25 protein-coding genes and 3 pseudogenes are annotated in these 25800 nt (G+C 60.7%); 16 read left to right on the forward strand and 12 right to left on the reverse strand.

Annotated features, from left to right (window positions below; genetic code table 11):
• Window positions 1–43: 43 nt before the first annotated feature.
• From U0C82_RS06010 to U0C82_RS06025, 4 genes are all read right to left on the reverse strand, one after another.
• Window positions 44–1804 (reverse strand): monovalent cation:proton antiporter-2 (CPA2) family protein, encoded by a 1761-nt coding sequence (locus tag U0C82_RS06010; RefSeq protein WP_322186177.1) that lies wholly within the window; start codon window positions 1802–1804, stop codon window positions 44–46.
• A gap of 71 nt (window positions 1805–1875) precedes the next feature.
• Window positions 1876–3129 (reverse strand): DUF5996 family protein, encoded by a 1254-nt coding sequence (locus U0C82_RS06015; protein WP_322186178.1) that lies wholly within the window; start codon window positions 3127–3129, stop codon window positions 1876–1878.
• Window positions 3130–3214: 85 nt separating this feature from the next.
• Window positions 3215–4150, reverse strand: a complete 936-nt coding sequence (locus U0C82_RS06020) for a pirin family protein (protein ID WP_322186179.1) — start codon at window positions 4148–4150, stop codon at window positions 3215–3217.
• 174 nt (window positions 4151–4324) lie between these two features.
• Window positions 4325–5218, reverse strand: a complete 894-nt coding sequence (locus tag U0C82_RS06025) for a LysR family transcriptional regulator (protein ID WP_322186180.1) — start codon at window positions 5216–5218, stop codon at window positions 4325–4327.
• Between the two features lie 143 nt (window positions 5219–5361).
• Here U0C82_RS06025 and U0C82_RS06030 point away from each other — a divergent pair, with 143 nt between their 5' ends.
• On the forward strand, window positions 5362–6015 hold the full coding sequence (locus tag U0C82_RS06030; RefSeq protein ID WP_322186181.1) for a hydrolase: 654 nt from the start codon (window positions 5362–5364) through the stop codon (window positions 6013–6015).
• On the opposite strand, the gene U0C82_RS06035 is transcribed toward U0C82_RS06030, so the two are convergent.
• Complete coding sequence (locus U0C82_RS06035; RefSeq protein WP_322186899.1) at window positions 5984–6394, reverse strand: hypothetical protein; 411 nt, start codon at window positions 6392–6394, stop codon at window positions 5984–5986. The genes U0C82_RS06030 and U0C82_RS06035 overlap by 32 nt on opposite strands.
• A gap of 252 nt (window positions 6395–6646) precedes the next feature.
• Between U0C82_RS06035 and U0C82_RS06045 the strand changes: the two genes are divergently transcribed.
• From U0C82_RS06045 to U0C82_RS06105, 13 genes and pseudogenes are all read left to right on the forward strand, one after another.
• On the forward strand, window positions 6647–7654 hold the full coding sequence (locus U0C82_RS06045; RefSeq protein ID WP_322186182.1) for a homoserine dehydrogenase: 1008 nt from the start codon (window positions 6647–6649) through the stop codon (window positions 7652–7654).
• A 14-nt stretch (window positions 7655–7668) separates the two neighbouring features.
• Window positions 7669–7815, forward strand: a complete 147-nt coding sequence (locus U0C82_RS06050; RefSeq protein WP_322186183.1) for a hypothetical protein — start codon at window positions 7669–7671, stop codon at window positions 7813–7815.
• A pseudogene (locus U0C82_RS06055) lies at window positions 7808–8068 on the forward strand (integrase core domain-containing protein); the annotation flags it as partial. The gene U0C82_RS06050 and the pseudogene U0C82_RS06055, both read left to right, overlap by 8 nt.
• Before the next feature lie 304 nt (window positions 8069–8372).
• Window positions 8373–9305, forward strand: coding sequence for a LysR family transcriptional regulator (locus tag U0C82_RS06060; protein ID WP_322186184.1), 933 nt, complete (start codon window positions 8373–8375; stop codon window positions 9303–9305).
• Between the two features lie 227 nt (window positions 9306–9532).
• The gene (locus U0C82_RS06065; RefSeq protein WP_322186185.1) at window positions 9533–10537 is read left to right on the forward strand and encodes a TRAP transporter substrate-binding protein; all 1005 of its coding nucleotides are present in this window, start codon (window positions 9533–9535) and stop codon (window positions 10535–10537) included.
• Between the two features lie 70 nt (window positions 10538–10607).
• Window positions 10608–11105, forward strand: a complete 498-nt coding sequence (locus U0C82_RS06070; protein ID WP_322186186.1) for a TRAP transporter small permease — start codon at window positions 10608–10610, stop codon at window positions 11103–11105.
• 20 nt (window positions 11106–11125) lie between these two features.
• Window positions 11126–12388 (forward strand): TRAP transporter large permease, encoded by a 1263-nt coding sequence (locus U0C82_RS06075; protein ID WP_322186187.1) that lies wholly within the window; start codon window positions 11126–11128, stop codon window positions 12386–12388.
• Window positions 12389–12649: 261 nt separating this feature from the next.
• Window positions 12650–13462, forward strand: coding sequence for a class II aldolase/adducin family protein (locus U0C82_RS06080; RefSeq protein ID WP_322186188.1), 813 nt, complete (start codon window positions 12650–12652; stop codon window positions 13460–13462).
• Between the two features lie 148 nt (window positions 13463–13610).
• The gene (locus U0C82_RS06085) at window positions 13611–14423 is read left to right on the forward strand and encodes an IS5 family transposase (RefSeq protein ID WP_322186189.1); all 813 of its coding nucleotides are present in this window, start codon (window positions 13611–13613) and stop codon (window positions 14421–14423) included.
• 323 nt (window positions 14424–14746) lie between these two features.
• Complete coding sequence (locus tag U0C82_RS06090) at window positions 14747–15019, forward strand: hypothetical protein (RefSeq protein ID WP_322186190.1); 273 nt, start codon at window positions 14747–14749, stop codon at window positions 15017–15019.
• Between the two features lie 74 nt (window positions 15020–15093).
• Complete coding sequence (locus U0C82_RS06095) at window positions 15094–15804, forward strand: hypothetical protein (protein ID WP_322186191.1); 711 nt, start codon at window positions 15094–15096, stop codon at window positions 15802–15804.
• A gap of 344 nt (window positions 15805–16148) precedes the next feature.
• Window positions 16149–16448, forward strand: coding sequence for an AbrB/MazE/SpoVT family DNA-binding domain-containing protein (locus U0C82_RS06100; protein WP_322186192.1), 300 nt, complete (start codon window positions 16149–16151; stop codon window positions 16446–16448).
• The gene (locus tag U0C82_RS06105) at window positions 16445–16837 is read left to right on the forward strand and encodes a PIN domain-containing protein (protein ID WP_322186193.1); all 393 of its coding nucleotides are present in this window, start codon (window positions 16445–16447) and stop codon (window positions 16835–16837) included. The genes U0C82_RS06100 and U0C82_RS06105 overlap by 4 nt, the downstream gene beginning before the upstream one ends.
• 261 nt (window positions 16838–17098) lie before the next feature.
• On the opposite strand, the gene U0C82_RS06110 is transcribed toward U0C82_RS06105, so the two are convergent.
• From U0C82_RS06110 to U0C82_RS06135, 7 genes and pseudogenes are all read right to left on the reverse strand, one after another.
• On the reverse strand, window positions 17099–18703 hold the full coding sequence (locus U0C82_RS06110; protein ID WP_322186194.1) for an FGGY-family carbohydrate kinase: 1605 nt from the start codon (window positions 18701–18703) through the stop codon (window positions 17099–17101).
• Window positions 18704–18705: 2 nt separating this feature from the next.
• On the reverse strand, window positions 18706–19431 hold the full coding sequence (locus U0C82_RS06115) for an SDR family oxidoreductase (RefSeq protein ID WP_322186195.1): 726 nt from the start codon (window positions 19429–19431) through the stop codon (window positions 18706–18708).
• A 15-nt stretch (window positions 19432–19446) separates the two neighbouring features.
• Window positions 19447–19860: pseudogene (locus tag U0C82_RS19035) on the reverse strand (ABC transporter permease subunit); the annotation flags it as partial.
• 3 nt (window positions 19861–19863) lie between these two features.
• A pseudogene (locus U0C82_RS06120) lies at window positions 19864–20781 on the reverse strand (IS91 family transposase); the annotation flags it as partial.
• A gap of 6 nt (window positions 20782–20787) precedes the next feature.
• Window positions 20788–21693, reverse strand: coding sequence for a tyrosine-type recombinase/integrase (locus U0C82_RS06125; protein WP_322186197.1), 906 nt, complete (start codon window positions 21691–21693; stop codon window positions 20788–20790).
• A gap of 258 nt (window positions 21694–21951) precedes the next feature.
• Window positions 21952–22908, reverse strand: a complete 957-nt coding sequence (denD, locus tag U0C82_RS06130) for a D-erythronate dehydrogenase (protein WP_322186198.1) — start codon at window positions 22906–22908, stop codon at window positions 21952–21954.
• 20 nt (window positions 22909–22928) lie between these two features.
• Window positions 22929–24515 (reverse strand): acyl CoA:acetate/3-ketoacid CoA transferase, encoded by a 1587-nt coding sequence (locus U0C82_RS06135; RefSeq protein ID WP_322186199.1) that lies wholly within the window; start codon window positions 24513–24515, stop codon window positions 22929–22931.
• Window positions 24516–24621: 106 nt separating this feature from the next.
• Between U0C82_RS06135 and U0C82_RS06140 the strand changes: the two genes are divergently transcribed.
• Window positions 24622–25104, forward strand: a complete 483-nt coding sequence (locus U0C82_RS06140; RefSeq protein ID WP_322186200.1) for a MaoC family dehydratase — start codon at window positions 24622–24624, stop codon at window positions 25102–25104.
• A complete protein-coding gene (locus U0C82_RS06145) occupies window positions 25104–25772 on the forward strand; it encodes a DUF4286 family protein (RefSeq protein ID WP_322186201.1) in 669 nt (222 codons plus the stop codon). The genes U0C82_RS06140 and U0C82_RS06145 overlap by 1 nt, the downstream gene beginning before the upstream one ends.
• Window positions 25773–25800: the final 28 nt, after the last annotated feature.

The following is a 25800-nucleotide window of genomic DNA, read 5'->3' on the forward strand; positions in this document are numbered from 1 at the left end:
AGCGTTCTCCTGATGTTCGTATCGTTCCACGACGATCGCAAGTTTACCGTGCCGTTTGCGTGAGCGGTTCGGGCACGGGTGCGGTGTGAAGGTGCTCACGCCCCGACAACGCATGGCCTTGGATCTGCTCGGTAAGTCGTTGGGCGTCGCGTAGCCGAATGTCGTCGACTGCGTCTACGATGCTTGCGTCGTCGAAGCCGAGTGTCCGAAGGACCTGAGCGCCCATTCGATGCGCGGACTCGACTGTCTCACGGATCTCGAAATCGACGCCTGAGCGGATCAATTCGATCGCGTGATCTCGATCGTAGCTTCGAGCAAGGACCTTGGCATTCGGGAACTCTGTCATGACAAGCGATGCGATCGCGCTGATAACCTTACGATCTGCGGCGCAGATGACGATTGCTTGCACCTCCGCAGCGCCAGATGTGCGAAGGACATCAAGACGAGCGCCATCGCCGTAGTAAACCTTGAATCCGAAGCGAGCCGCCTCGTGGATTCGATCTGGATCGTTCTCAATGACCGAGACAGCGACGCCACGTGACAGAAGGGACTGCACGGCAATTTGCGCGAACCGGCCAAACCCGATCACAAGAACTCGGCCGCGCAGTGCATCGGCGTTCTCGACGCCATTGAGAGAAACAGTTTCTGCCCTCAAAAGCCTATCGGCACATATCAGTATAAGGGGCGTCATTGCCATCGACAGGATCACCACGGTTGAGAAGATCGCGTTGTCGCGACCATCGATCACCCCGCTCTCTGTTGCCGCAGTGTAGAGAACGAAGGCGAACTCGCCACCCTGCGCGAACATGGCTGTCCGCTGCAGCGCGCTTCGGTTCGAGCCGCCCCACAGGCGGGCAACCCCATAAACGGCGATCGATTTGACCACCACATAGGCGAGAAGCATGGACAGAAGCAGCGGCCATTCGCGTGCGACGACCGTCAGATCGAGGGACATGCCGACAGACAGGAAGAACAGACCCATCAGAAGCCCTTTGAAGGGTTCAATATCGCTCTCGATCTGATGGCGGTAGCTTGATCCCGACAGCATGACGCCTGCCAGGAAGGCACCCATCGCCATCGATAGCCCGACTGCTTCCATCAGAAGCGCAGCACCCAGCACGACCAGAAGGGCCCCGGCTGTCAAGACTTCTCGGGTACGCGCCCGGGCCAGCAGCGCGAAAAATGGCTCGAGCAGCCAGTATCCGACGGCCATCAGCAACAAAATACCCGCGAGCGCGACCGAGACGACCCCAAGTCCAGCCTCTCCCTGCCCCAATGGTGAAAGAAAGGCGACGATCGCGAGCAAAGGCACGATCAACAAGTCCTCGAACAAGAGGATCGAAACCGATTGTCGCCCCTCTTCGCTCGCGATCTGACCGCGCTCCTGTAGAACCGACATGATCACTGCGGTGGACGACAAGACGAAGCCTGCCCCTGCAACGAAAGCGACGGCTGGTCTTAAAGCGAACAGGGCGACGCCGGCGCCCGTCAGGAGCAGGATGGCGAGAAGAACCTGCGCCAAGCCGAGGCCAAAAATTTGGTTATGCATCAACCATAGCTTCTGAGGTCGCAGCTCCAGTCCGATGACGAACAGGAACATCACCACGCCAAGCTCGGCGACATGCAGGATGGCAGCTGGATCGGTGAACAGTCCCAAGATGGACGGACCAACCAAGGCGCCCGCCGTGAAGTAGCCCAACACGGAGCCGAGCCCGAGACGCCGGAAAAGGGGAACGGCCACCACGGCGGCTCCCATCAGCGTCACCATCGGCCCAACGATTGCGCCTACCCCCTCGGCTGCCATGCCTCTTCCTTCTCGGGCGAGTGTTTCCCGCGCATCTCAACCAGCATCAATTTGCCCAAGCCGGTCATGCGTTACGATCGCTGCAGGACGTCCTGCCATTCCGGGTGTCGTTCGATCTGTGCTTTCGCGAAGGGGCACAGCGGGATGATCGTAACTGCGTCACGGCGGGCATCTTCGACTGCCTGACGCACCAGCCGCTCGCCGACCTTGCGCCCGCGCAGGGCCGCCGGGACATCCGTGTGGTCGATGATGATCAGCCGTTCGCCCGCACGGCTATAGGTCATCTCGGCTTCGACTCCGTCGACGACCAGCCGGTACCGCCCTTTAGGGGTGCCGTCCTGCCGCTCGACGCCTTCACCGGTTGCCGATATCGCGGCCTTCTGCCGCTCGGCGTCCGGCGGCCGCACCTGACCGGGCCTGCCTCGCGAGCATTCCAGAAGGTCGCGATCCCATTTGCCGAGATCCGCAGCGGCCTCATAGGTCGAGACGAGGAAGGCCATCAGCGCCGCGTCGGGATCGGCGGACGACTGCACCGCATCGTAGGGCAGGACAAACTCGGATAGGCCGTCATGCCAGAACGCGGCCTCGGGCCGGATCTGTGCTGCACGGTAGGCGTTCGGCGCCGGATAGGCGTAGGCGTAGAAGGCGGGATAGTCGATGCCGCCACCGCCCGGCCAGAAACCAGCTGAGGAGACTTCGCGATCGTACGCTTCCTGCGCCACGTCATCCGGCAAGGCCGGGATGCCGGCGGGGTGGAGCGGCGCGCGCCGTCCAGAAAAACGAGTGACCGCGAGATCGAGCGCGCCCCAGAACAGGTGGACCGGACTGGACTTGCCGAGAAAGGACGTACGGAACGTCTGGAAGATACGGTCGATCGACTTCAACGCCTCATGATAGCGCTGAACGGCGTCGCGGTCGTACGGGCGCTCACGATGATCCTCCCGGAACGGCACGGGGTTCGGCAACTCGTTCGGCGATCCGTCGAAGGCCGCAGTGCCGCCGATCTTCGAAATCAGTTGGACGAACTGCGCGTGGAATGCCGCAACGGTGGTCTGGCCGAGCGCGAACGACGCCTCTCGACCATCGCCGCTCCGGCCGACGACCCTATGCTCTCGCAGATCGAAAAGGATCTCGATGCCGGGTCCGTCCGGGATCGGCGACGACGCCAGGCCGTTTGGAGTCACATAGAAGGTCGCGGTCCAGGAGTGGTTCAACCACGGGCTATGAGCCAGCCGGTACTTGCCGGCGACCTGAAGGTAGAGATGCAGGGCGGAACAGGTCTCGCGCCAGCTGAGATAGTCGATTCGGGGCCAGTGGTTGCTCATGGCGATCTCCCTTCGTCCGGTAGGCGATCTCGTCGATTTCATTCGCGAACGCGCGCCTCGAAACGGGCGAGCGCCTCTGCACCGCTCAATCGGGAAGCGGAATAAACTCGTCCCGATCGTCGACCGGGAGATCGAAGCGACCCTCGCCCCATTTCCCGGCGCGCCATTCGGCCTTAGCCTCCTCGATCCGCTCCTTGGAGGAGGCAACGAAGTTCCACCAGATATAGCGCGGCCCACTGAGCGTCGCACCGCCGAGGATCATCAGCCGCGCGCCCTGTGCGCCGGCGGCGACCGTGATCCTGTCTCCCTGGCGGAATACCATCATCTGTCCGCTCTCGTATTCCTTGCCGGCGACCGAGATCGAACCTTCGACGATGTAGATGCCGCGATCCTCGTGCTCGTCCGGCATTGGCAGCCGGCTGCCCGGATCGAGCTTCACATCGGCGTAGAAGGTTTCGGTGAACATCTTCGCGGGTGCGTTCTGGCCGTAGGCGTTGCCGAGGATAAGCCGAACCCGGACACCGGCATCCTCGATCACCGGCAGCGTTTGCTTGCCGTGGTGCTCGAAGGTCGGCGCCACATCCTCGTGACTGTCGGGCAGCGCCAGCCAGGTCTGGATGCCGAACAGGCTGTTCGGACCGCTGCGGCTGGCCTGGGAGGTGCGTTCCGAATGCGAGACGCCGCGCCCAGCTACCATCCAGTTCAGCGCACCCGGACGGATGACTTGGTCGGCGCCGGTGCTGTCGCGGTGATGGAAATCACCGCGGTAGAGATAGGTGACGGTGCCGAGGCCGATATGCGGGTGCGGCCGCACATCGACGCCCTGACTGGTCAGGAACTCGGCCGGGCCCGCCTGGTCGAAGAAGATGAACGGCCCGACCATCTGACGCTTCGGCGCCGGCAGCGCGCGCCGAACCTCGAAGCCGCCGAGATCGCGGGCACGTGGAACGATGAGGGTCTCGATCGAGTGGGCACCCACCTCCTCGGGGCATCCCGGTTCCATCGCTGGGTTCCAGCTCATGCGCGTCTCCTCACCCTGACCGGCAACTTCGTTCTGGCGATGCGGGAGAACTGAGCCCCCCCCACGTCACTTGCCGATTTAACGAGCATGCCTGTCGGCAACTAGCGATGAACTGCGTTGAGCTGTGTCGCGAAAAAGGGAACGCTGCAGAGACGACGTGTGGCCGCTTTCGAGCTAGAGAGCCGTGCCCGCGAAGCGCGGATCCTTTTCGAAAAGCTCGATCAGCAAGTCGGCGAGGACGCGGACCTTACACGCCGGGTACTGGCCCGGCGGGCGGATGACATAGGCGCCGGCGGGCGGCGGTGGGTAATCCGTCATGATCGGAAAGAGCGTGCCGGTGGCCAAATGGTCATGGATGATGCAGTCGGGAAGCCATGCTATGCCTAGCCCCGCGGCGGCGGCGGCGGCAAGCGCATTGGCATTGTCGGCCTTGAAACGACCCTGCGGGTTAACCGTGACGATCTGGTTGCCGTCCATGAACTGCCAGCTCTCGGTGCCCTGCATGACAGCTTGGTGGGATGCGACCTCGCCCGGCGCCTGAGGCGCGCCGTATTTCTCGATATATTCCGGGCTTGCGACGAGCTTGCCGTAGATCGGCCCAATGCGTTTGGCGATCAGGTTGGAATCCTGGAGGTAGCCGACGCGGATCGCGCAGTCGAAACCCTCCGCGATGAGATCGACGAAGCGGTCGCTGTAGGCGGTGTGCATATGGAGCTGCGGATGACGCCGCGCCATTTCCGCAAGCATCGGCGCAAAGTGGGTCGGGCCGAAAGACAGGGGCATCGCGATGCGCAGGCGGCCGCGAAGGTCTCCGGCCGGAAGGACCGCCTCTCTTGCCCCGTCCATTTCGTCGCGGACGCGGGCCGCGTAGTCGCGGAACGTGACGCCCGCCTCCGTCAGCGCGGCGCCGCGAGTCGTTCGTGCCAGGAGCTGAACGCCGAGTTCCGCCTCGAGCCGGGCGAGGCGCCGGCTGACGATCGATTTCGAAAGACCGAGCCGGCGTGCAGCGGGCGAAACGCCCCCCGCATCGGCAACTTCGACGAAGGTCGACAAATCTTCGATATTCATCCGGCGTTCCCGTTTGCGCGACACGGATTAACACAGAAGGGCGCTACCGAAGAAAGCAGAAATGGAAATGCTGATGCAGGAGACAAGCAACCGGCTTGTCTCGCAAACGCCACTCTCTTCCCACCGCGGCACAGGATGTGTTCATGACCTTTCGAAACGGCCTCGATTCGCTTCTTCGTCCCGAGGACTCGGTCATCGTTCTAATCGACCACCAGCCCTACCAGCTGACCAATCTGAACAGCCATGATCCGCAAATGGCGGTCAACAACACAGTGGCGTTAGTGAAGACCGCGAAAGCCTTCGGCGTGCCGACCATCCTGACCAGCGTGATCGCCAAGCAGGGCGGGCTGATCTTCCCAAACGTCACGTACGTGTTCCCCGATCAGGAGGTGCTTGACCGCACGTTCATCAACACGTGGGAGGACCGCTCTGTCGTCGACGCCGTCATGGCGACCGGCCGCAAGCAGCTGATCATCGCCGGCCTGTTCACCGAGATTTGCGTCGCGATGCCCGCGATCCAGGCGCTCGGCGAAGGCTGGGATGTGACGGTGATCACCGATGCCTCGGGCGGCACCTCGGTCGAGGCGCACGAGGTCGCCATCCAGCGCATGATCGCAGCTGGCGCGAACATGATGACCTGGATGGCACTGGCATCCGAGTGGCAGCGCGACTGGGCGCGGACGGAGAGCCTGCCTGGGCTAGTCGAGGTTATCAAGCAGCACGGCGGCGCGAGCGGCATCGCCTATCTCTGGGAGCAGCAGCTGCTCAATACGCCGGTCGCAAACTCGGCGCGTTGACCTGAAAAGGAGGGGGCAATCGGCCTCGATCGACGCGCCACGACGGCGGCAGGCTATCGGGCCTTATCGCCTCCCCAAAGGAAAGCGGCCGGCCCGGCACAGGTCCTTTGGCAGGGTCTTCGAGCCGGGCTGGTCTCCTCTCATCCAGACGGCGAGAAGTTGATTTCGGGCCCGCGGTCAGGTCCGACGCCTCCAGATCGATAGAGAGAACTCTCAAGGACCCGCAAAGGAGACCGGCGTCGACAGCTTGGCGGTCATCCTCCCTGATCAGGCGACGGGCAAACTGCCCTCGCCGACCGATCGCATGGCCGATCTTCTCGAGGTGGTCGAGGTTGCCGACCACGTCGAGCTCGATGTCTTCGGCATCGGCGAGGATCATCGCGCCGACTTTCTGGATTCAGCGCTGGGATCACCCTGGCCTCAGCGGCGGCTCGCAGCAACAGAACCCAGTTGTCGAGCGCGGTGACGGTACTGAGCGCCAGCGATATACGGGCTTCCGTCAACGCGCTGGGCGGTAGCGTGGAAGAGCGGTTGTCTCGCGCAGAAGGACGCTCGAACTGCCCCAGAGTACCCGTTGCGCGACATGACACGGAAGAAGATGATTTCGATGCACAGGAGCTGAATGGTGCGAATGCTGAAAATTGCCATTGCAGGCTTCGGAGGCGTCGGTCGCGCCACGGCGAACCTGCTTCTATCTCGGCGCCATCGCTACCGCCGGATCTACGGAACAGATGTGCGCCTGGTCGCCGTCTGCGGTTCGAACTCCGGCCTCTACGATGCCAATGGCCTAGAGGCCGACCGGCTGAACACGCTTGAACCTGCTCTGACGGGGCTAGACTTTGTGGCTGCGAGCGGCGCCGACATTCTGATTGAGGCGGGTCCCAGCGACTTTCGGACGGGCGGGCCTGGCCTTGCCTATATCCGCTCGGCCCTGTCCGATGGGCGCGACGCGATCGTGATCTCGAAGGGCGCGCTGGTCCACAGCGGCCGCGAACTGCGCAGACTTGCCACCGGCTCGGGGGCGATGCTGAAGATCAGCGGCGCGGCTGCCGCCGCCCTGCCGACGATCGACCTTCTCGATCAAAGCCTCCTCGGCTGCAATGTGCTGAAGGTAGAAGGCATCCTCAACGCCACCTCAAACTACCTCCTCGACGCCATGACGATGCGCGGGATCGGGTTCGAGGACGCTCTGCAGGAAGCCCAGGCGGGCGGGTTCGCGGAAGCTGATCCGCGCAACGATACGGAAGGATGGGACACGGCGGCCAAACTGCTGATCATCGCCAATTTCGTCCTCGGACTGGAGCTCGCGATGGATGATTTGAGCGTGGAGGGCATCCAGTCCGTGACCCCAAGAGAGTTGAAGGCATGGGCGGCGGACGGCCTTGCTCCTAAGCTCGTCGGCAGTCTCGTTCTAGAGAAGGGCGCGGTGCGGGCCGGTGTCGGCATCCGTACCTATCCGCCATCCGACCCGCTCGCGCATGTCGGGGGCAAGAGCAAGGCGATCCGCGTCACGACGGACGCCATGGGCGAGACGGTCTCGATGTCCCACGGCACGGAACCGCTTGCGACCGCAGCGGCGGCGCTGAAGGATTTCGAGCACATCGTCAGCACTCGATCAGCGGATCGGCCACTATCGTAGGAAGAGCTAACCTGATGGCCCAGAGCACCGTCCAGGCCATTCGTCATGTCAGCTTTGAGGATCTTGGTGGCTTTGAGGCTCCGCTGCGGGATGCTGGCTACGACGTCGAGTATGTCGATGCGGCGGAGCGCGATCTGACTCATCTCGACCCACTTGCGTGACGAATTGCTCAATGAGACACTGTTCTCGTCGATGACCGACGCACGGGCGGCGCTGGCGCTCTGGCGTGCCGACTACAACACGGCGCGCCCACACTCTCAGCTCGGCTGGAGCACTCCGGCCGAGTTCGCCGAGACCTTCAAACCGCGACGGGCTCCGGCGCGGCACTCGATGGATGGCTTCGCGCCGAAGCCCGCCGCATACCCCGCCCAACAGGGCAACATAAATGCCGGAAACGAACTCTCAGCTGGATAAAACTTGGGGGCAACGTCAGCGTCTCATACGAAGTCCGGTTGATCCCTTCGGGATACCGGACTTCAATCCGCTCAAACGCCGCGCGGGCTGTGATAGGGTTCCTGGTCCGATAGACCGGACCCCGTATCAGCGCCGAAAACTACGAGCGCCCCCTGCCCTAGAGATTTTTGAGCATGCGCAATTTCGGTTGTTTTCGGAATTTCAGTTTTCTTCTCTTTCCTGATGACGCTGGCTACAAACTTGCTAGAATACGATCGATTGGCCTGCCCCTACGATGACGGACCAAAAGACAAAGATTTAGGTTTTGAAAGACGACAGACTGCTAGAAATGCGAGTATTTCGCAGCGTTCTCGAGACCGGTGGTTTCACGAATGCCGCCTACGCGCTTGGCGTGAGCCAGTCGTTCGTCAGTCAGACCGTGCGGACGCTAGAGCGTCGACTGGGGGCAACGCTGCTGCACCGCTCGACCCGAGGACATCGCCTGACGGCGGAGGGCGAGCGCTTTCTCGAAGCCGCGATCGCTGCGATTTCGGCGGTCGACAAAGCCGACGCCGAGGTCACCTGCGAGGGCATGATGCTTGCAGGGGAACTTCGCGTCAGTGCACCCCTCGCTTTCGGTCTCGACCAGATCATCCCTCTTATCCCCGAGTTCAGCGCCTCCTACCCAGACCTAAGGCTAAGCCTGACTCTTCAGGATGAGACGTCCGATCTCATCGGAGACGTCATCGATGTCGCCGTGCGGATGGGGCATCTCGAGGACTCGACGCTCATCAGCAGAACCCTATGCGGTCTGCAACGTATCGTTATTGCATCCCCGGACTATGTCGAGCGCAACGGGGAGCCGCAGGTTCCAGACGATCTTGGCACTTTCGATTGTCTGCTCTGGCAGGGCAGACATGCACATCTCAACCGCTGGCCGTTCGAAGTCGAGGGGAAACGCCAGTTCGTGACCGTCGGCGGGCGGATCAGAAGCTCGAACGGGCTGACCCTCTTCGAGTTGTGCAAGGATGGCGTGGGTATCATGCGGGCAGCCGAACATCTGGCCCGTCCGGCGATCGCGGAAGGGACGCTGGTCGAACTGCTCGCCGATCATCGGGCGGACGATGAGACGGCTTTTCATATCGTCTACCTGCCAGAACGTCAGCTTCTACCCAGAATCAGAGTATTTGTCGATTTCATGATAGAAAAGTTTTCGTCGCCTAGCTGGGATTTCAGCCGGTATTCGCGGCAGAGATAAGTCTTATTTCGATAACTTAGTTGACCCTGATTTCGTCACACGATTATCGTCGCGTTACATTCATGCGGAAATTCGCCTTCTGAAGTCGACTGCAGCGCCATCCCGGGGGAAACATGGGGGAACGGCGTCGCTGCTCCGCGATGCCCGAATGTTCGATCGTCTTTGCCGGCTGACGTTTGTCAGGCAGACGAAGACGGTCGGTTCTTCGAACCTTATGGGAGGAAAGCATGACGTCCATCTTACGCACTATAATTGGCACAGGTCTCGTGGCAGCGCTCGCGACTACAAGCCTGACAGTGTCTACCGTTGCGCAGGAAACCTACGCGCTGAAGCTCGGTCATACCGGTGCGCCGAACCATCATTTTCAGGAGATCTCAGAACGTTTCGCCGAACTGGTAAGCGAACGGACCGACGGCGCAGTCAAGATTGAGGTCTTTCCGTCCGACTCGTTGGGCAAGCAGGTTGAACTCGTCGAGGGTACGTTCCTCGGGACGACGGACATGGTTTTGACTTCCGACGCCGTTCTGTCGAATTTCGCTCCGGAGATCGGGATCGTCAATTTGCCGTTCATCTTCCGCGACAGCGATCACGTCCGCGCAGTGCTCGACGGTGAGATCGGCGAGCAGCTGTCCGCGAAGGTCGAGGAACAGGGTGCAACGGTCCTTGCGTGGTGGGAAAACGGATTTCGTCATATTACGAACTCCAAGAGGCCGATCGAGACGTCCGCCGACGTTGCAGGCTTAAAGCTGCGCGTTCCGGAAGGTCCAGTCTTCGTGGATACCTTTACGACGCTCGGTGCGAACGCAACGCCGATCGCTTTCACGGAACTCTATTCGGCCCTGCAGCTCGGCGTCGTCGACGGTCAGGAAAATCCCCCCGCCCATATCCTGACCCAGAAGTTCTACGAGGTGCAGGACTTCGCCTCGAAGACCGCGCACATTTACCTGTCCTCGCCGCTCCTGGTCAGCAACATCGCTCTGGAGCGTCTTCCAGAGGAGTACAGGACGGTCCTGAAGACCACCGCGAAGGAACTGGCGCCTGTGCATACCGCCATGGTGCTCGAGGCCGAAGCCAAGCAGTGGGAGGAGATCGCTGCGGCTGGCATGGCGATCAACGAAGTCGACAAGGCGCCTTTCGTTGAGGCGACCCGTCCGGTAATCGAGAAGTATCGCGGGCAGTTCGGTCCCGAGATCATTGACGCCATCATTGCGAACGGCGCGAGCACGAACTGATCGTCCTCCCGGACACCGCAGGCGTGAGCAACGCCTGCGGTGTCACTTCAATGGTCTGGAAAGCACCGCAATGACGAAAATTCTTAACGGCGTGGAGCATCTCGCTGGCTGGCTGACGTCGGTCATGTTCTTGGCGATGACTGGCCTCGTCTGCGTTCAGGTTTTCTACCGCTATGTCTTGAACGTCCCGCTGACGGGTTCGGAGGAGGCGGCGCGGGCGCTCATGGTCTTGCTCGTCATGATCGGCAGCGCGATCGCGGTCAGGAACGGGACGCATATGGCGATCTCGTACTTCGTCGATCTGTCTCCCCGGCCCGTACAGATCCTATGCTCGACGGTCTATTTCTTCTGCATCTTCGCGGTCGCCTTGCTTCTTAGCATCAAAGGGTTCGAACTGGCGGATCGGACGATGTTTCAGCGCACACCGGCCCTGCAGATCCCTAAGGGATACCTCATTGCCGCATTTCCGATCAGTGGAATGCTCATGACGATCTTTGGTCTCGAGCAGCTGGTACGCGCACTTCGTGGCGGCATCGCAGTCAGCGGTCGCGAACACCCTCTCGATTGAACCGTAAGGTCTGAACAACCGTGGTCGTCACTCTCTTCATTCTGTTTTTCCTGCTGTTGATTGCCGGCGTCCCGGTGGCGTTCGCCCTCGCTGTCGCCTCGACTGCGGTCCTGGTGCTTTTCACTGACACGCCGCTGCTCCTCGTCGTCCAGAGAATGTATTCCGGCCTCGACGTCTTTGCCTTGATGGCGATCCCGCTCTTTCTTTTTGCGGGCTACCTGATGAGCGAGGTCAAGATCTCAGAAAAGCTCGTCGCCCTCGCATCGGTGCCGTTCGGGCGGTTCAGGGGCGGTCTTTCACTTGTTGCGACCGGTTCGTCGGCGATCTTCGGTGCGATCTCCGGGTCGGCGAATGCAACGACAGCCGCGATCGGCTCAGTGATGGTGCCCACCATGGCTCGTAAGGGTTACGACCAGGCCGATGCCGCAGCGACGGTCGCCGCATCCGGCATTCTCGGGCTGATCGTGCCACCAAGCATCACTATGGTCCTCTACGGCGTCGTCGCGGGAGTTTCGATCGGCGATCTATTCCTCAGCGGCATCGTCCCTGCCATTATCATCGCAGCCGGTCTGATGGCGGTGAACTACGCCGTTGCGATCAGGAAGGGTTATGCGGCAGACGAGGCGGTTGGCCGTAAACAAGCTCTTCGAGCACTGCGCGACAGTCTCGTCGCGCTGCTGATGCCCCTCATTATCTTAGGCGGGATCTATTCTGGTGCCTTCACCCCTACAGAATCGGCAGCCATTGCCTGCGCCTACGGTCTTCTCGTCGGCTTCTTTTGGTACCGCAACCTCAGCTTCGCCCGCACCATCGCGATCACGCGTAAGTCCGTGGAGGTCACGGCCTCGATTCTCTTCCTAATCGCAGCCTCAAATATCTTCACCTACATCCTGTCGGCCCAAAGCGTCCCGGCCAGACTGGCCAGCGGTCTGCTCGGCATCTCCGACAGCGCAGTTGTCATCCTTTTGATTATCCTCGTCATTCTCCTAGTCCTCGGGACCTTTCTCGACAATGTCGCGGCCGTCATTCTCATTACGCCGACCCTAATGCCAGTGATCTCGGCCCTAGGCATTGATCCGATCTTCTTCGGCGTCTTCCTCGTGATGGCCGTTGCCGTCGGGCAAATCACTCCGCCGGTTGGGCTCAATCTGTTCATTGCGCAGGCTTTAACCGATCGCCGGTTCGAGGACGTGGTCGCGAGTTCTCTTCCCTACCTTGCCATGTACATCCTCCTCTTGATCTTCTTCATCTTCACACCTGGCCTACTCTCGATCTTTTCGTAACTCCTCGAAGAGACGGTACTCGCAGTCAGATCGGTTCTGGACAGCACGCCGATGCCCCGGTCAAGTAGCGAGGCCACGGTTTACCGGATGTCGACAGCCGGGGTGGGGGCGAAGTTGTGCGACCCATTATGAATATGCAGCTAGCAAATAGCAGTTATTATGACTGACGATTGGAGTTCATCTGTCTATTCAGTAAATTTATTCCAGAAAGGCGGTTGAATTACTCGATCCGCCGTCAATACGCATAGGAGGAAACGTATTATGCTTGATCTTGGAAACCGTAAATCGATCTATCAGCCGGAGCAGCAGGGCTTAAAGTTCCCGGACCTGCCGGAATTCGACACGCCCGCGGAGGAGCGCAAGCACCGCAAAGAACGGCTCGTTGCGGCATGCCGCTTCTTCGCTCAGCAGGGATTCGACTACGGATTCGCAGGCCATCTGACCATCCGCGATCCTGAGCGTCCGGAGCTCTACTGGACCAACCCGATGGCGGTGCATTTCGCCAACGTGAATATGTCGAACCTGATCCTCGTCGACCACAAAGGCCAGGTCGTCGAAGGCGAGTATGCCGTAAACCGGGCTGGCTTCGTCCTGCACGCCAACGTGCATGAAGCCCATCCAGATATCATCGCCATGTGCCATGCGCACACCGTTTACGGAACCGCGTTCTGCGCACTCGGCCGTCCGATCGAGCCGATCACGCAGGATGCATGTGCGTTCTTCGAGGATCACGTCATCATCGGCGATGAAGCCGGGGCTGTCGCGGTTGAGAACCATGCTGGTTCGAACGTTGCTGCAGCCTTCAAGGGCGTGAAGGCAGCGCTTCATCAAAACCATGGCCTTCTGACAGCCAGCCGCCATAGCATCGACTCCTGCGCCTTTTGGTTCGCAGCTCTCGAGCGCTGCTGCCAGCAGCAGCTGATGGTCGATGCGACTGGCCACAAGCAGACCTACGTTACGCCGGACCGGGCCCGTTACAGCCGTGAGCACGTTGGCAGCGAGTATATCGGCTGGCTCCACTTCCAAGCGGTCTACGAGCAGCTTGCTAAAGAACAGCCCGATATGTTCGACTGAGGCTGTAGCTTAGTTCAAAGAATTCGACGTTTAGAAAGCGGAATAAGGGCGCCCACAACGCGGCGCCCTTAGAGCCCGTCCGGAAAGGGTTGAATAATCGGGGTGGCGATGATTCCAGAAGGTGTCTTAAGCCTGATCTGGAAGAGCCATGTGGACCCCGACCACTCGCGCGGAGCATAACCGCGATCACCTTCGCTACGAAACAGACCTCACCGACGCGGAATGGGAAATTCTCGAACCGTTTCTGCCGAAGCCGAAGGCAGTGGGACGACCGCTGAAGTGGCCGCTTCGCGAGATCGTCAACGCCATCTTCTATGTGCTGCGTGGCGGGATAGGCTGGCGGTTGCTCCCCAGCGACCTGCCGCCCAAGAGCACGGTCTTCGATCACTTCAGCCGCTGGCGCGATGAGGGCGTCTTCGCCAGCATCAACCACCGTCTCGTGATGGCGGACCGCGAGCGGGTTGGTCGAGAGGCCTCCCCGAGCGCCGCCGTGATCGACAGCCAGAGCGTCAAAACCACCGAAAGCGGTGGACCAAAGGGCTATGACGCCGGAAAGAAGGTCGCCGGGCGCAAGCTGCAGGCGATGGTCGATACGGACGGAAGAGCGCTCGTCATCGAACCCCAGCCCGCGAACATCCAGGATCGTGACGGCGCTGGTTCCATTCTCAAAGTGTCCCGCAAATCATATCCGTTCGTCGAGAAGGCCTTCGCCGACAGCGCCTATTCAGGCGACCGGCCGAAGGACGCCTCGCCGATCGACATCGAGATCGTCAGGAAGCCGCCTGATCAGGTCGGCTTTGCCGTTCACCCCCGCCGCTGGGTCGTCGAGAGGTTCTTCGGCTGGATCAGCCGAAACCGAAGGCTCTGGAAGGATCCCGAAGCGACGATCGCCTCCGCGACTGCCTTCCTCTATGCCGCCTCCGTCATAATCCGCATAAGACGTCTCGGGCGTGCATCATGACCTTTCCGGACGGACTCTAAGCTGACTCGACGATTAGGACGTACGATCTTGTTCATCCTGCATTAATATTGTTGCTTGATGGCAACATCTACGAATTCTGAAAATCATGTAGTGGAACTGCCTGTTCTCCTTACGCGTATAACTCCCGGAATTGGAAAATCATCTGTCTCTATTGCGCTAAACTAAGGGAGAAAATGTATGACGAAGACCTTGAAATGCTTCTTTCTCGCTTCCGCGCTTTCAGCAGGGAGCCTGCCAGCACACGCGAACGAAACCATCGTCATTTGTAAGGAAACAATGGCATCCCCTCCGGCTGCGGCAGGATGCTTGGTGTCGGCGTTGTCATTCATGAATTCTTGGCCGATCAGCCTTTTGGCCCCAATGGCGAGATCATGAAGGTTCTGGCCATGCCTGTTGAGGTCGTTTCCGGCAACATCGAGATTGCGAAGCGCGAGCGTGGTGCAGGAGCCAAAGTGCTCGCTACGGCGACGGGGATCAGCGTAGACGCTATTGAAGAAAATGGTGGCGTCTTCGGTGGTGGCCTCTCGGGTGGTCGCGGTAGCTTCTTCCGTAAGAATTTTGGCATCCGCTTCTAATCGGTGCGCACGTCACTTGGCTCCGGCGGACAGACGTTCGCCGGAGGTAGCTCACCAAATTCATGGAGATTCCTATGAAAAACGTCTTGACTACCGCTGCCTTCGCGCTTTCGCTTGCCGTTTTGGCTGTGCCAGCTTCCGCTGCGGTCCTTTTTGACTCCCTTGATCCCTGCATTGGGGCCCGTAAGAAGTTTAAGCAGATCCGCCATGACGCCCTGACCGCTCACGACCGCGCTATCGCCATGACAAGCGCCGCAGAACTGACGGATGGGTACAAAACGGCTTGGGTTGAGGCTAAGCGCATGCAGCTCCGACCAATCTTTGACGAACATGTCGCACCGGAACTGACGAAGTATGGTGTTGCAGATTTTGACACTGCATACACGACTTGGTTCGACAGCCAGTTGGCCGCGTACACGACCCAGGAACTTGACGCGCTCATCACAAACAACATGCGGGAAGACCTGAGGAAGCTCGCTCTCGATGCGAAGAACGCAGACGTCAACATGCTTGGAGAGCAGAAGGCCAAGCTCAACGAGCAATGCAAGATGGATGTGGCGAACCAAGTGTTCCGCGGCACGGTGACCGTCGCCGTGACGCCCTTCGGCGCAATCGCGCGGAACATCGAGATTGCGAAGCGCGAGCGTGGTGCAGGAGCCAAAGTGCTCGCTACGGCGACGGGGATCAGCGTGGACGCCATTGAAGAAAATGGTGGCGTCTTCGGTGGTGGCCTCTCGGGTGGTCGCGGTAGCTTCTTCCGTAAGAATTTGGGCATCCGCTTCTAATCGGTGCGCACGTCACTTGGCTCCGGCGGACAGACGTCCGCCGGAGCCAATACGTTTAACAATTTGGGCCCGTGAACCAGAAACAGTCACTTATGCCCATGTCTCTAATGCTGAAAATATCCCAGCTACCGATCAATGCCAAAATTAAGCTGGCAGGACTTTTTGAACCTCTCAGGCTATTATAGCGCTTACGGTCCATATCATAGCTTATTGACCCATGTATGCGTTCTCTGCAATTTAAGCATCTCGATCGGCATAGGCCATTTTGCATGGTTTATTTATCAACGGATCAATACCATTCGCTTGCCTCTCGATTGGTGACCGACCAGTATGCGGAGATTGTGATGAAGCTCTACGAATTGCCAATGCAGGAAAATGGACGCGTTGTGCTGCCCGCAGACCTGCGCAAGTCTCTGGGGCTTTCGAAGGGCGACAAGGTCCTGATCGAAGCCGAGGGCGACGAGGTCAAGTTGACCACAGCACGGTTACGGCGCAAACGGGCTCAAGCCATTGCCAAGAAGTACGCGCGCCCAGGCGTTAGCGTCGTCGACGAGTTTCTCGCCGAAAAGCGCGTTGAAGCCGAACGCGAAATAGCGCGGATCGAACCGGATGCAGAAACAGATGAGAACGGTGGCGGTTCGTGATCGCCTGCGTCATCGATACGTCGGCGATTCTCGCTTATGCCTTCGCCGAGCGAGGTGCCGCCAATGTCGAGCGCTGGATCGATGGCGGTGCGGCGGCCTCGACTCTCACAGTTCAGGAAGCCGTCTCGAAGCTGTGTCAGAGCGGCATGAGCCGCAACGAGGCGGAGGACCTGATCCTGTCGCTCGGGCTGGTCATCCAGGATCTCGATCTTGACCTTGCGTTCAGCGCAGGGGCCATGTTCGACCTGACGAAACCTTACGGTCTAAGCCACGGGGATCGCGCCTGCCTCGCCCTTGGACAGAAGCTTTCCGTTCCGGTGGTTACCGCCGATAAGGCGTGGTCGAAGGTCGCGGCCGATCTCGGACTGAGGATCGAGCAGTTTCGCTGAGATAGCTGAACTCGACCGAACGGGCAAATGGGGCCGAAAGCGGACGGTCAGCTTCGAAACGGTAGAAACGAAAAGATGCCGTGTCGAGAACAGTCACGGTGGATGGAGCCGCCGATCCGCGGATATTTCAAGATTGGAAATCTGCGACCCGTCAGCCTACAAACTCGTAGGCTAGCAGGGAACATGCTGTAGGAAACTGCGACAGCCGGTCGGCGGGCTGCGAGCAATATAGCATTGTAAGCCTTTTTGCATGGCAGAGCTTCAGCAAGACGCGCTTCGCGCGACGGCCTGTAGGCTCTTGAAGGTGTCAAAGCGCTTTCGATGCACGTCCCGCGTCGCATCGTCGACGGTGATAGTCTCGGCGAAACGGCTCATCGACTCCATCGCCTCGGCGATGCTTTTGAAGGCAATTCCAGCGACTGCGCCGAGGATGGCGGAGCCGAGGATGACCGGCTCCTCGACATCCGGGATGGCGAATTCCATGCCGGACGCATCTGCGAGGATCTGGCGCACGACCGGATGGCGCCCAGCACCGCCGCTGAGGACGACGCGAGCGATGGCAATGCCCTGTCGTTCCTGAGCCTCGACGATCTGGCGAAGGCCGTAGCCTACGCCGCAAAGGCCGGCGACGTAAAGGGCGAGGAGCGAGTCCAGATCGTCGTCCATGCCCAGGCCGGCGATGACCGCGCGGGTCTTGGGGTCGGCGTAAGGTGCGCGGTTGCCGAGAAATTCTGGAACGACGTGGACGCCGCTTGCGAGCTTCACTGCATCGCCGGGGCTCTCCACCCGGTGGGCAGCCTGCACGGCGAGCCAGTCCGGCAACGACATGCCGGCCTTTCGGGCTTCGACTTCGGCCTTGGCGGAAAACGGATGATGGCGCAGGAGATGGGCGATCGCGGCCCCAGCCGCCGACTGGCCGCCCTCGTTGAGCCACAGGCCGGGCACCATCGCATCGTAATACGGACCCCAGACGCCCGGCACGAAGACCGGCTCCGTCGTCGTCGTCATGGTGCAGGACGAGGTGCCGAAGACGTAGGCGAGGTTCGATTCGGCGCCGCCCTCGGGCCCGACCGTACCGACCCCGCCTGCATGGGAATCAATCAGACCAGCGCCGACTGGCGTTCCGGGAAGCAGACCGAGCTCGCGGGCCGCTTCCGTCGTCAAACCTTCACCAAGCGCGGTGCCGGGCGAGACCACGCGCGTGCCGATGCGCTCGAAGCCTTCGTCGGCGAGAGCGCCGAGACCGATGGCGCGGAAATAGTCGGCGTCCCAGCGCTTCTCGTGGGCGAGATAGGTCCACTTGCAGGTGACCGTACAACTGGACCGCTCGAGCGCGCCGGTCGCGCGCCATGTGAGGAAGTCGGTGAGGTCGAAGAACTGCCAGGCGGCCTCGAAGATCTCCGGCCGGTTCTCCCTCAGCCAGAGCAGTTTGGGCGTTTGCATCTCCGGCGAGATCGTGCCGCCCACATAGCGCAGCACCTCATGCTCGCCGGCATTGATACGTCGGGCCTGATCCGCCGCCCGATGGTCCATCCAGACGATGACGTCGCGCTCAGGCGCTGTGGCGTCCGAAACCGGCAGGGATCGACCGCCTTCGCCGAGGACGACAAGGGAACAGGTCGCGTCGAAGCCAATCCCCGCAATTGTTTCGGAAGGAACGGTCGATGCTTTGAGAGCGCCCTTCACCGATCGGCAGACAGCCTCCCAGATGCCGGTACTCGACTGCTCGACGATGCCGCCGGGTGCCTTCGTCATGGCGATCGGCGCCTTGTCGCTGCCGAGCATCCGGCCTGCCCGGTCGAAGACGCCGGCGCGTGCGCTTCCCGTCCCGACGTCGACGCCGAGGAGATGGATATCGCCCGCCATCCCTAGAGCTCCACGCTGTTCGGCAGGATGACGAGGTCGCGCACGACGACGTTACGGGGCCGCGTTACCATGAAGAGAACGCATTCCGCGACTTCACGCGCCTCCATCAGGGAGCCGTTGGCGAGAGCCTCGTCCTTCTTCGCCTGTGGCCACGAATCGATGAGGGCCGTGACGACGGGCCCGGGAAGCACCGCGCCCATCCTCACGCCATGTTTCGAAACCTGCTGACGGGTCGCGTGGAGAAAAGCCTGCACGGCATATTTCGAAGCGGTGTAGACCGGCTCCCACTTCACAGGAATGACGCCGGCGACCGAGGACGTGAACAGGATATCGCCGGTTCCGCGTTCGATCATGCTCGGCAGCACGGCCCTGACTGACCGGAACGCGGCGTTGACGTTGAGGTTGAGGACGCGGTCCCAGACGTCCGGGTCGCCTTCCGCCGCCTCGCCGCCGACATAAGCGCCGGCATTCGCGTGGAAGATGTCGCACGGTCCTGCGAGCGCCTCGATCCGCTCCCGGAGGCGCGAGACCTCGGGGCCGTCGAAGAGATCGAGGGTGAGGGCGAGGGCGCGCTCGCCGAGCTCCGACTTGAGCGTCTCGAGCTTCTCCGCATCGCGGTCGATCAGCACCACCTTTGCGCCGTTCTCGATGAGGATGCGGGCGCATTCGAGCCCGATCCCCGAGGCCGCGCCGGTGATCGCGGCGGTCTTTCCGTCGAGTTTGGTCATGAGGTCGTTTCCTTATTAGCGGCCGTGGCTGGCGCGCGAGCGCCGGGCGAGCGAGTCGACGATCACGGCGATGGCGAGCACAGCACCGGTAATCATGTAGCGCAGCGATCCCGAGAGGTTCAGAAGTGTCAGCCCGTTCGAGATCGCCTGGATGACGAGGACGCCTAGGAGGGCCGACCAGGCCGAGCCGCGCCCGCCGAAAAGCGAGGTTCCGCCGATGACGGCGGCTGCAATCGCGTTGAGGTTGACGTCTCCGGCGCCGGCCTGCTGGCTGGCGGAGGCGAGGCGGGCTGCCGAGAAGACACCGCCGAGCGCCGCCAGCGAAGAGCAGAGGACGAAGGCCGATAGGCGAATGCGGCGCACGTCGATGCCCGACCGCCGGGCAGCCTCCGCATTACCGCCGACGGCGAACAGAGAGCGCCCCCACTTCGTGCGGGTGAACTCTCCGGCTGCGAGCGTCAAGGTCCGATGGCGGGCGGCGCCGTCCTTTCGGGAGTCCTTGACGCGGAAGGTGACGGTGCGGTCGTCGAAGGCGGTTATCCGGCGCGACGAGATAGCGACCCGGTGGGTGTAGCGCGACAGGTAGGCGAGCACGGCCTTCGGCCCGGCGAAGGGCGGCTTGGAATAGACGACCCAACGCTTGCGACGTACCGGCGCGAGATGCCGGGCGAAAGCCCGAGGATCGGACAGGTGAATGATTGATCCATGGAAGTCGAGCCGACCGGCCTCGTGGAGTGCGACGAGCCCTTCGAGGAAGAAGCGCCGGAACAATGATCCAAGGACGCGGACCGGCAGCAGGAAAGCGGGACGCGATGCGATCCAGCGTGATCCGTCCGGCGAAAGCCCCCCACCGGGCACGATCATGTGGAGATGGGGATGATGGGTCATCGCCGAGCCCCAGGTGTGGAGGACTGCGGTGATGCCTATACGGGCGCCGAGATGCTTCGGGTCCGCGGCGATCGTCGTCACCGTCTCGGACGCCGCCCGGAACAGGAGATCGTAGACGACCCGCTTGTTCTGGAAGGCGATGGCGGCGATCTCGGCGGGCAGTGTGAAGACGACGTGGAAGTAGCCGACCGGCAAGAGATCGGCCTCGCGCTCGGCCAGCCAGTCGCGCGCCGCCGCACCTTGGCATCGCGGGCAATGCCGGTTGCGGCATGAGTTGTAGGCGATCCGCAGATGGCCGCAGTCGTCGCAACCTTCGACGTGTCCGCCGAGGGCTGCGGTTCGGCAGGCTTCGATCGCCGACATCACCTTGAGCTGGGACAGGCTCAGATGTCCGGTGTTTGCGGCCCGAAAGTTCGGGCCATGGTCACGGAAGATGTCGGCGACCTCGATGGAGGCGGCCACGGCCCGTCACTCTCGGGCGTTCTCATTCTCCATCAGGATCTTGAGCTGTTCGATCGGACTGGTCACGGCGCGGATCGTTCGGGTCGCGACCTTGGCGTAGAGCGCGGTCGTGTCGAGCTTGGAATGACCGAGCAGAACCTGGATCACCCGGATATCCACGTTCTGCTCGAGCAGGTGCGGCGCGAAGGAATGGCGCAGCGTGTGGGGGCTGACACGCCTGGTGATGCCCGCGGCCTCGGCCGCTTCGTGGACCGCCCGGTTTAGCCGGCGGGTGGAGACCGGCTGCAGGCGACTGCGTCCGGGAAACAGCCAGCCATGCGGCAGCATCACGCCACGTTGCCGTCCTTCTTTCCACCAGAGGCGCAGAAGTTCGAGAAGCTGGGGCGAAAGCATCGCATTGCGATCCTTGCGTCCCTTACCTTCCTCGATCCGGATCAGCATCCGCGTGGAGTCGATATTGTCGATCTTCAGTGTCGCGACCTCGGACACCCGCAGGCCCGCTCCGTAGGCGGTGCCAAGCGCGGCGCGATACTTCGCGCCCGGCGCGGCTTGAAGAAGCCGCCCGACTTCCTCCACGCTCAGGACCTCGGGCAGTTTGCGAGGATATCGTGCGAGGACGAGCCGCCGCGAGAGATCCGGCCGGTCGAGCGTGACGGTAAAGAGGAAGCGCAGCGCCGAGACCGAGCAGTTGATCGTCGGTGGCTGCACGCCGGTCTGGGCCTGATGGACCTGGAAGCGGCGAAGATCGTCCGCCGTCGCTGTCTCGGGTGAGCGACCGAGGAAGGCGGCGAAGGTCTGAACGAAGCGGATATAATCTCGCTGGGTGGCTTCGCGCAGACCGCGAACCGCCATGTCTTCGAGCATGCGACGGCGAAGGGGAGTGACGGGACGGTCGTTCGAATGAGGGGACATCGGATCTCTCCATGAGATGAGGGAAACTCCTCATGCTCACGGCGTCGACCGACCTAACTCAATCCTCGTTCAGGACCCGCGGCTGCGCACCGATCTCGAAGCACGCTCCCATCCCGCGCGAGCGGGTTCGTGCATGGGCGCAAAGCTGCCAGCGCTTCCCTGCCCTACGGATTTTTGAGCATGCTCATCTTTGGCCGTTTCTGCCGACGCCCACTTTTAAGAGCCGGTTTTAAAGTTCTATAATTGAGCACTCAAAGCTTACAGTTCTGCTAAATAACCGGTAATTACTGATTCAATATTTTTGTCCTGTTCCAAACCCATTAAGAGTGCACTTTGTACGCTGAATTTGCTTGGCCAACTGCAAACGATGGCCTCCACTTTCGGGTCCGGTTTGATTTTCACTCGCTCTGCTACCGTCGATCCACAAGTCTTTGACAAAGCTTCTAGCATCTCTTTCGGCGTCACGGTTATGCCGGGTAGGTTGATCTGGATGCGACGGGCGAGCAACGACCGGTCCATCGTGAGCAGCGAGACAAGATTGGCGATCACTGTCTGCGGAGAACTGATCCATAGAGCCGTATCAATTGGGACGGTGCAAACTGCATTCTTACCGGACAGTGGTTCGCGCAGGATGGAACTAACGAAGGATGAGGCGGCGGCATTTGGCTGTCCGGGCCTGACTACCACCGTCGGCAGGCGCGCGACGACACCGTCGATAAAGCCGCGTCGCGTGTAGTCGGCGACAAGCATTTCGACAATGGCCTTCTGCGTGCCGTAGGAGCTGCGGGGACGTAGAATCTGATCGTCGAAGACAACCGGCGGGCAGTCGTCGCCGAACACCGCAAGCGAACTCGAAAACAAAAAGAAGGGTCTCGATCCAGCTTCGCGACAGGCATCGAGCAGAAGCCGCGTCCCATCCAGATTGGCACTCATGCCAGTCTCGAACTCAGCTTCCGCCTGACCGCTGACTACAGCCGCCAGATGGAAGACGCCGCATGTCTGCGGTCCGATAACCATCTTTGCTAGATCCGGATTAGAAATGCTGCCGGTCCTAGAGACAACGCGCTCGTCGGCAAGCGGACATTCGGCGAGGTCGAGCGAGACGATCCGGTCGAACGCGGGGATGCCCGGACGCTCCTCTTCCCTAGCTTCGAGAAGCGCGCGAATAAGGCGTGTGCCGAGAAAGCCAGCTCCGCCGGTGACGACGATATCCATCGTGTTTATCCTTTTATCGGTTACGCGAAGACCGCACTGTCCTGCAGTCCCATCCGCTTGGGATCAAACAGCCGTTCGTCCATCAATTTCGGCTCGCCATCGAGCTCGGGCGTAAAGTCCATGTGGGAAAGCACATCGCGTTCGAGATTTATACCAGGTGCGATTTCTTCGAGGTGCAAACGGCCGCCGACAAGACGGAAAACGGCCCGCTCTGTGACGAACAGCGCATGCCGGCCCTCGCTCGAGGCGAACGCACCACTGTAGGAGATCTGTTCAATTGTTTCGCGAAATTTGCGGTGTCGGCCCTCATTAAGGATGACGAGACGTCCATCGCGGCATTCCACCTCTAGTCCGCCGGCGGTAAACGTGCCGCTGAAGATCGTTTCCTTGGCGTTCTGGCTAATGTTCACGAACCCACCGATCCCGACGATCGTGTTGCCAAAACGCGAGATGTTGACGTCGCCCGAGGCATTCAGTTCAACGAAGGAGAGAAACGCACGGTCGATGCCGCCGCCGTCATAAAAATCGAACTGGTAGGGCTGATCGACCATAGCCGCGTAATTCTGCGCTGCGCCGGAATCCGGACCGGTGAGAGGCGCACCGCCGATAAACCCCTGCTCGTTCGTAAGGATTACCTGCTCTAAAATCCCTTCCTCGGCCGCTACTGATGATATACCGGTCGAAATTCCAGCGCCGATATTGCAGATCGCACCGGGCGCAAGCTCCATCGCTGCACGCCGCGCGACGATCTTGCGTGGACCGAAGGGAAGTGGTCGAATCCCGTCCAACGGAACGCGAAGTTCGCCAGCATAGCTCGCATCATAATGCGTAGCGTAGGTCTGGCTCTGCTCGGGCTCGACAACTACATGGTTAACTAAAATGCCTGGGATCTTCACCTGCCGTGCCGGCAGAGTTCCGCGCTTGGCCTTGCGCTTTACCTGAACGATCACTGTACCGCCTGCTCGTCGAACCGCCTGGGCTGTAGATAGCATTTCGCCCGGGATTGCTTCCTGCTCCATCGTTACGTTGCCGTCCTCGTCGGCGGTGGTGCCGCGCAGGAAGGCAACGTTCATCGCAAACGGCTTGAACCGCAGCCATTCCTCGCCATCGATGGTCATGAGTTCGACCCGCGGCTCGCTCATTGAACCACCCTGCAGACCGCCGGCTTGGCGCGGATCGACAAAGGTATGTAGCCCGGTCCGAGTGATGAGGCCGGGGCGACCTGCCGCCATGTCACGCATCATCTGAGCGAGAACGCCTTGCGGCAGAGTGTAAGCTTCGATCTCGCCAGCAATCGTCATTGGAATGAAGGCAGGCGCATCAATGAGCGCGCTCGTGATGAGACGGCTGACCATGCCGGGTTTGGCTAGATGGGCCGCACCTCGCTCCTTTCGGTCGCCAATCCCAACTACATGGACAAGGGTAAGTCCAGACGGCGAATTCGTCTCGCCAAAGCGTCGTCCAAGCGCGGCCAAAAGTGCTTCAGGCACTGCGTGCCCGCCGCCCGATCCACTGGCAACCAGCGTATCTCCGGTTTCGACCAGCTTGGCCGCCTCTTCTGCGGTGATGAATTTCACGGCCATTCCCCTGTCGATCTTCTCTACCATTGACGACAACCAATTCCCTCTGTAACCGGTTACAACGAGAATTTCTAACGGCGCTTTTCTTCAGTGGCAAGAGAAAACGCGCGACGATCGGGAGCAAGGGTGTTCAATGGCTGAATCAGGTTTGGATTACGTGAAAATTGGCGAGGTCTTCCGCTTTGCCAAAACAGTCGGAGAGGTCGATGTCACGCTTTTTGCGGGTTTGACTGGCGATTTCAGCGACACGCATATCAACGAGCAATACATGAATGAGCGTTCCTCACTTGGCACGCGGATCGCTCACGGCGCGCTGATCGTCGGTTACATGTCAACGGTTTCAACCGTCAGCATTGCCCACATCATTCACAAGCCTGGCCTTACTGATTTTCCGGTATCGTCCGGATACGACCGGATTCGCTTCCTTCGTCCGACCTTTCTCGGCGACACCGTGACAGTCACTTACGAGATTGAGAGTATCGACCGAGAGGTCGGCAAAAGTTTCGCGAAAATGGAGGCTATCAACCAGCGTGGAGAGTTGCTCGCCGTTGGGACCCACGTGATGCGTTGGGCAAAGAAGCTTTCCGATGCAGCGAATTCGCAGGTTGCAAACTGATGGATCAAGGGCTTTTGGGAACAGGCGTCCTTGCCATATGGAACGGGATCGCACCCGGCAAGGAAAGTGATTTCCTGCGCTGGCATGTCGGCGAGCACATTCCAGAGCGGATCGGCGTTCCAGGTTTCCTGCGGGCCCGGCGCTACTTCGCGCTCGAAGGGGAGCCGGCCTACTTTAACTTCTACGAAGTAGAAACGCCGGAGGTGCTCTTGTCAGCTGCCTATCTCGAACGGCTTAACGATCCGAGCGATCTAACGCGTGCGATCGTCCCGCATTTTACGGATACGAGCCGGACACTTTGCGACGTCGCCGCGACAAGAAGCATCGGCGTCGCGGGCACCGTTCTGACACTCAGGTTCGATGAGACCGTTTTGGATGCCGCCGGCATCAGCGAGCGGCTCGCCAGCGCACCCGACGTCTCGGGAGTCCACTGCCTGATGCGAACGTACAACGGCCCTTCCGATACGTCGGAAAGCAAAATGCGACGCGAGCGGGACGGATCGTCAGCTGCGATCGTTCTGGTTGAAAGTGCATCGCCCAATGCGCTGCGCAGCATCAATCGATCGGTTCTAGACGCTACCGGCCTTTCTGATTTTGGCCTGCCTTCCCCAACCCACCGCGGAATCTATCAACTCGACTATCTGCTGGCCGCGCTTGCCGCTGACTGAACCCGTTTTTCTTGCCAGCACGAACATC

It is taken from the genome of Fulvimarina uroteuthidis, from assembly GCF_034321785.1.
Classification (GTDB): domain Bacteria; phylum Pseudomonadota; class Alphaproteobacteria; order Rhizobiales; family Rhizobiaceae; genus Fulvimarina; species Fulvimarina uroteuthidis.

Coding starts and splice junctions, on each gene's coding strand:
- U0C82_RS06065 (WP_322186185.1), top strand. CDS start 9,533: ATGACGTCCATCTTACGCACTATAATTGGCACAGGTCTCGTGGCAGCG.
- U0C82_RS06070 (WP_322186186.1), top strand. CDS start 10,608: ATGACGAAAATTCTTAACGGCGTGGAGCATCTCGCTGGCTGGCTGACG.
- U0C82_RS06110 (WP_322186194.1), bottom strand. CDS start 18,703: ATGGCGGGCGATATCCATCTCCTCGGCGTCGACGTCGGGACGGGAAGC.
- U0C82_RS06145 (WP_322186201.1), top strand. CDS start 25,104: ATGGATCAAGGGCTTTTGGGAACAGGCGTCCTTGCCATATGGAACGGG.
- U0C82_RS06135 (WP_322186199.1), bottom strand. CDS start 24,515: ATGGTAGAGAAGATCGACAGGGGAATGGCCGTGAAATTCATCACCGCA.
- U0C82_RS06030 (WP_322186181.1), top strand. CDS start 5,362: ATGACCTTTCGAAACGGCCTCGATTCGCTTCTTCGTCCCGAGGACTCG.
- U0C82_RS06015 (WP_322186178.1), bottom strand. CDS start 3,129: ATGAGCAACCACTGGCCCCGAATCGACTATCTCAGCTGGCGCGAGACC.
- U0C82_RS06045 (WP_322186182.1), top strand. CDS start 6,647: ATGCTGAAAATTGCCATTGCAGGCTTCGGAGGCGTCGGTCGCGCCACG.
- U0C82_RS06020 (WP_322186179.1), bottom strand. CDS start 4,150: ATGAGCTGGAACCCAGCGATGGAACCGGGATGCCCCGAGGAGGTGGGT.
- U0C82_RS06100 (WP_322186192.1), top strand. CDS start 16,149: ATGAAGCTCTACGAATTGCCAATGCAGGAAAATGGACGCGTTGTGCTG.
- U0C82_RS06115 (WP_322186195.1), bottom strand. CDS start 19,431: ATGACCAAACTCGACGGAAAGACCGCCGCGATCACCGGCGCGGCCTCG.
- U0C82_RS06025 (WP_322186180.1), bottom strand. CDS start 5,218: ATGAATATCGAAGATTTGTCGACCTTCGTCGAAGTTGCCGATGCGGGG.
- U0C82_RS06125 (WP_322186197.1), bottom strand. CDS start 21,693: ATGTCCCCTCATTCGAACGACCGTCCCGTCACTCCCCTTCGCCGTCGC.
- denD (WP_322186198.1), bottom strand. CDS start 22,908: ATGGATATCGTCGTCACCGGCGGAGCTGGCTTTCTCGGCACACGCCTT.
- U0C82_RS06090 (WP_322186190.1), top strand. CDS start 14,747: ATGCTTGGTGTCGGCGTTGTCATTCATGAATTCTTGGCCGATCAGCCT.
- U0C82_RS06085 (WP_322186189.1), top strand. CDS start 13,611: ATGTGGACCCCGACCACTCGCGCGGAGCATAACCGCGATCACCTTCGC.
- U0C82_RS06140 (WP_322186200.1), top strand. CDS start 24,622: ATGGCTGAATCAGGTTTGGATTACGTGAAAATTGGCGAGGTCTTCCGC.
- U0C82_RS06035 (WP_322186899.1), bottom strand. CDS start 6,394: ATGATCCTCGCCGATGCCGAAGACATCGAGCTCGACGTGGTCGGCAAC.
- U0C82_RS06080 (WP_322186188.1), top strand. CDS start 12,650: ATGCTTGATCTTGGAAACCGTAAATCGATCTATCAGCCGGAGCAGCAG.
- U0C82_RS06010 (WP_322186177.1), bottom strand. CDS start 1,804: ATGGCAGCCGAGGGGGTAGGCGCAATCGTTGGGCCGATGGTGACGCTG.
- U0C82_RS06050 (WP_322186183.1), top strand. CDS start 7,669: ATGGCCCAGAGCACCGTCCAGGCCATTCGTCATGTCAGCTTTGAGGAT.
- U0C82_RS06095 (WP_322186191.1), top strand. CDS start 15,094: ATGAAAAACGTCTTGACTACCGCTGCCTTCGCGCTTTCGCTTGCCGTT.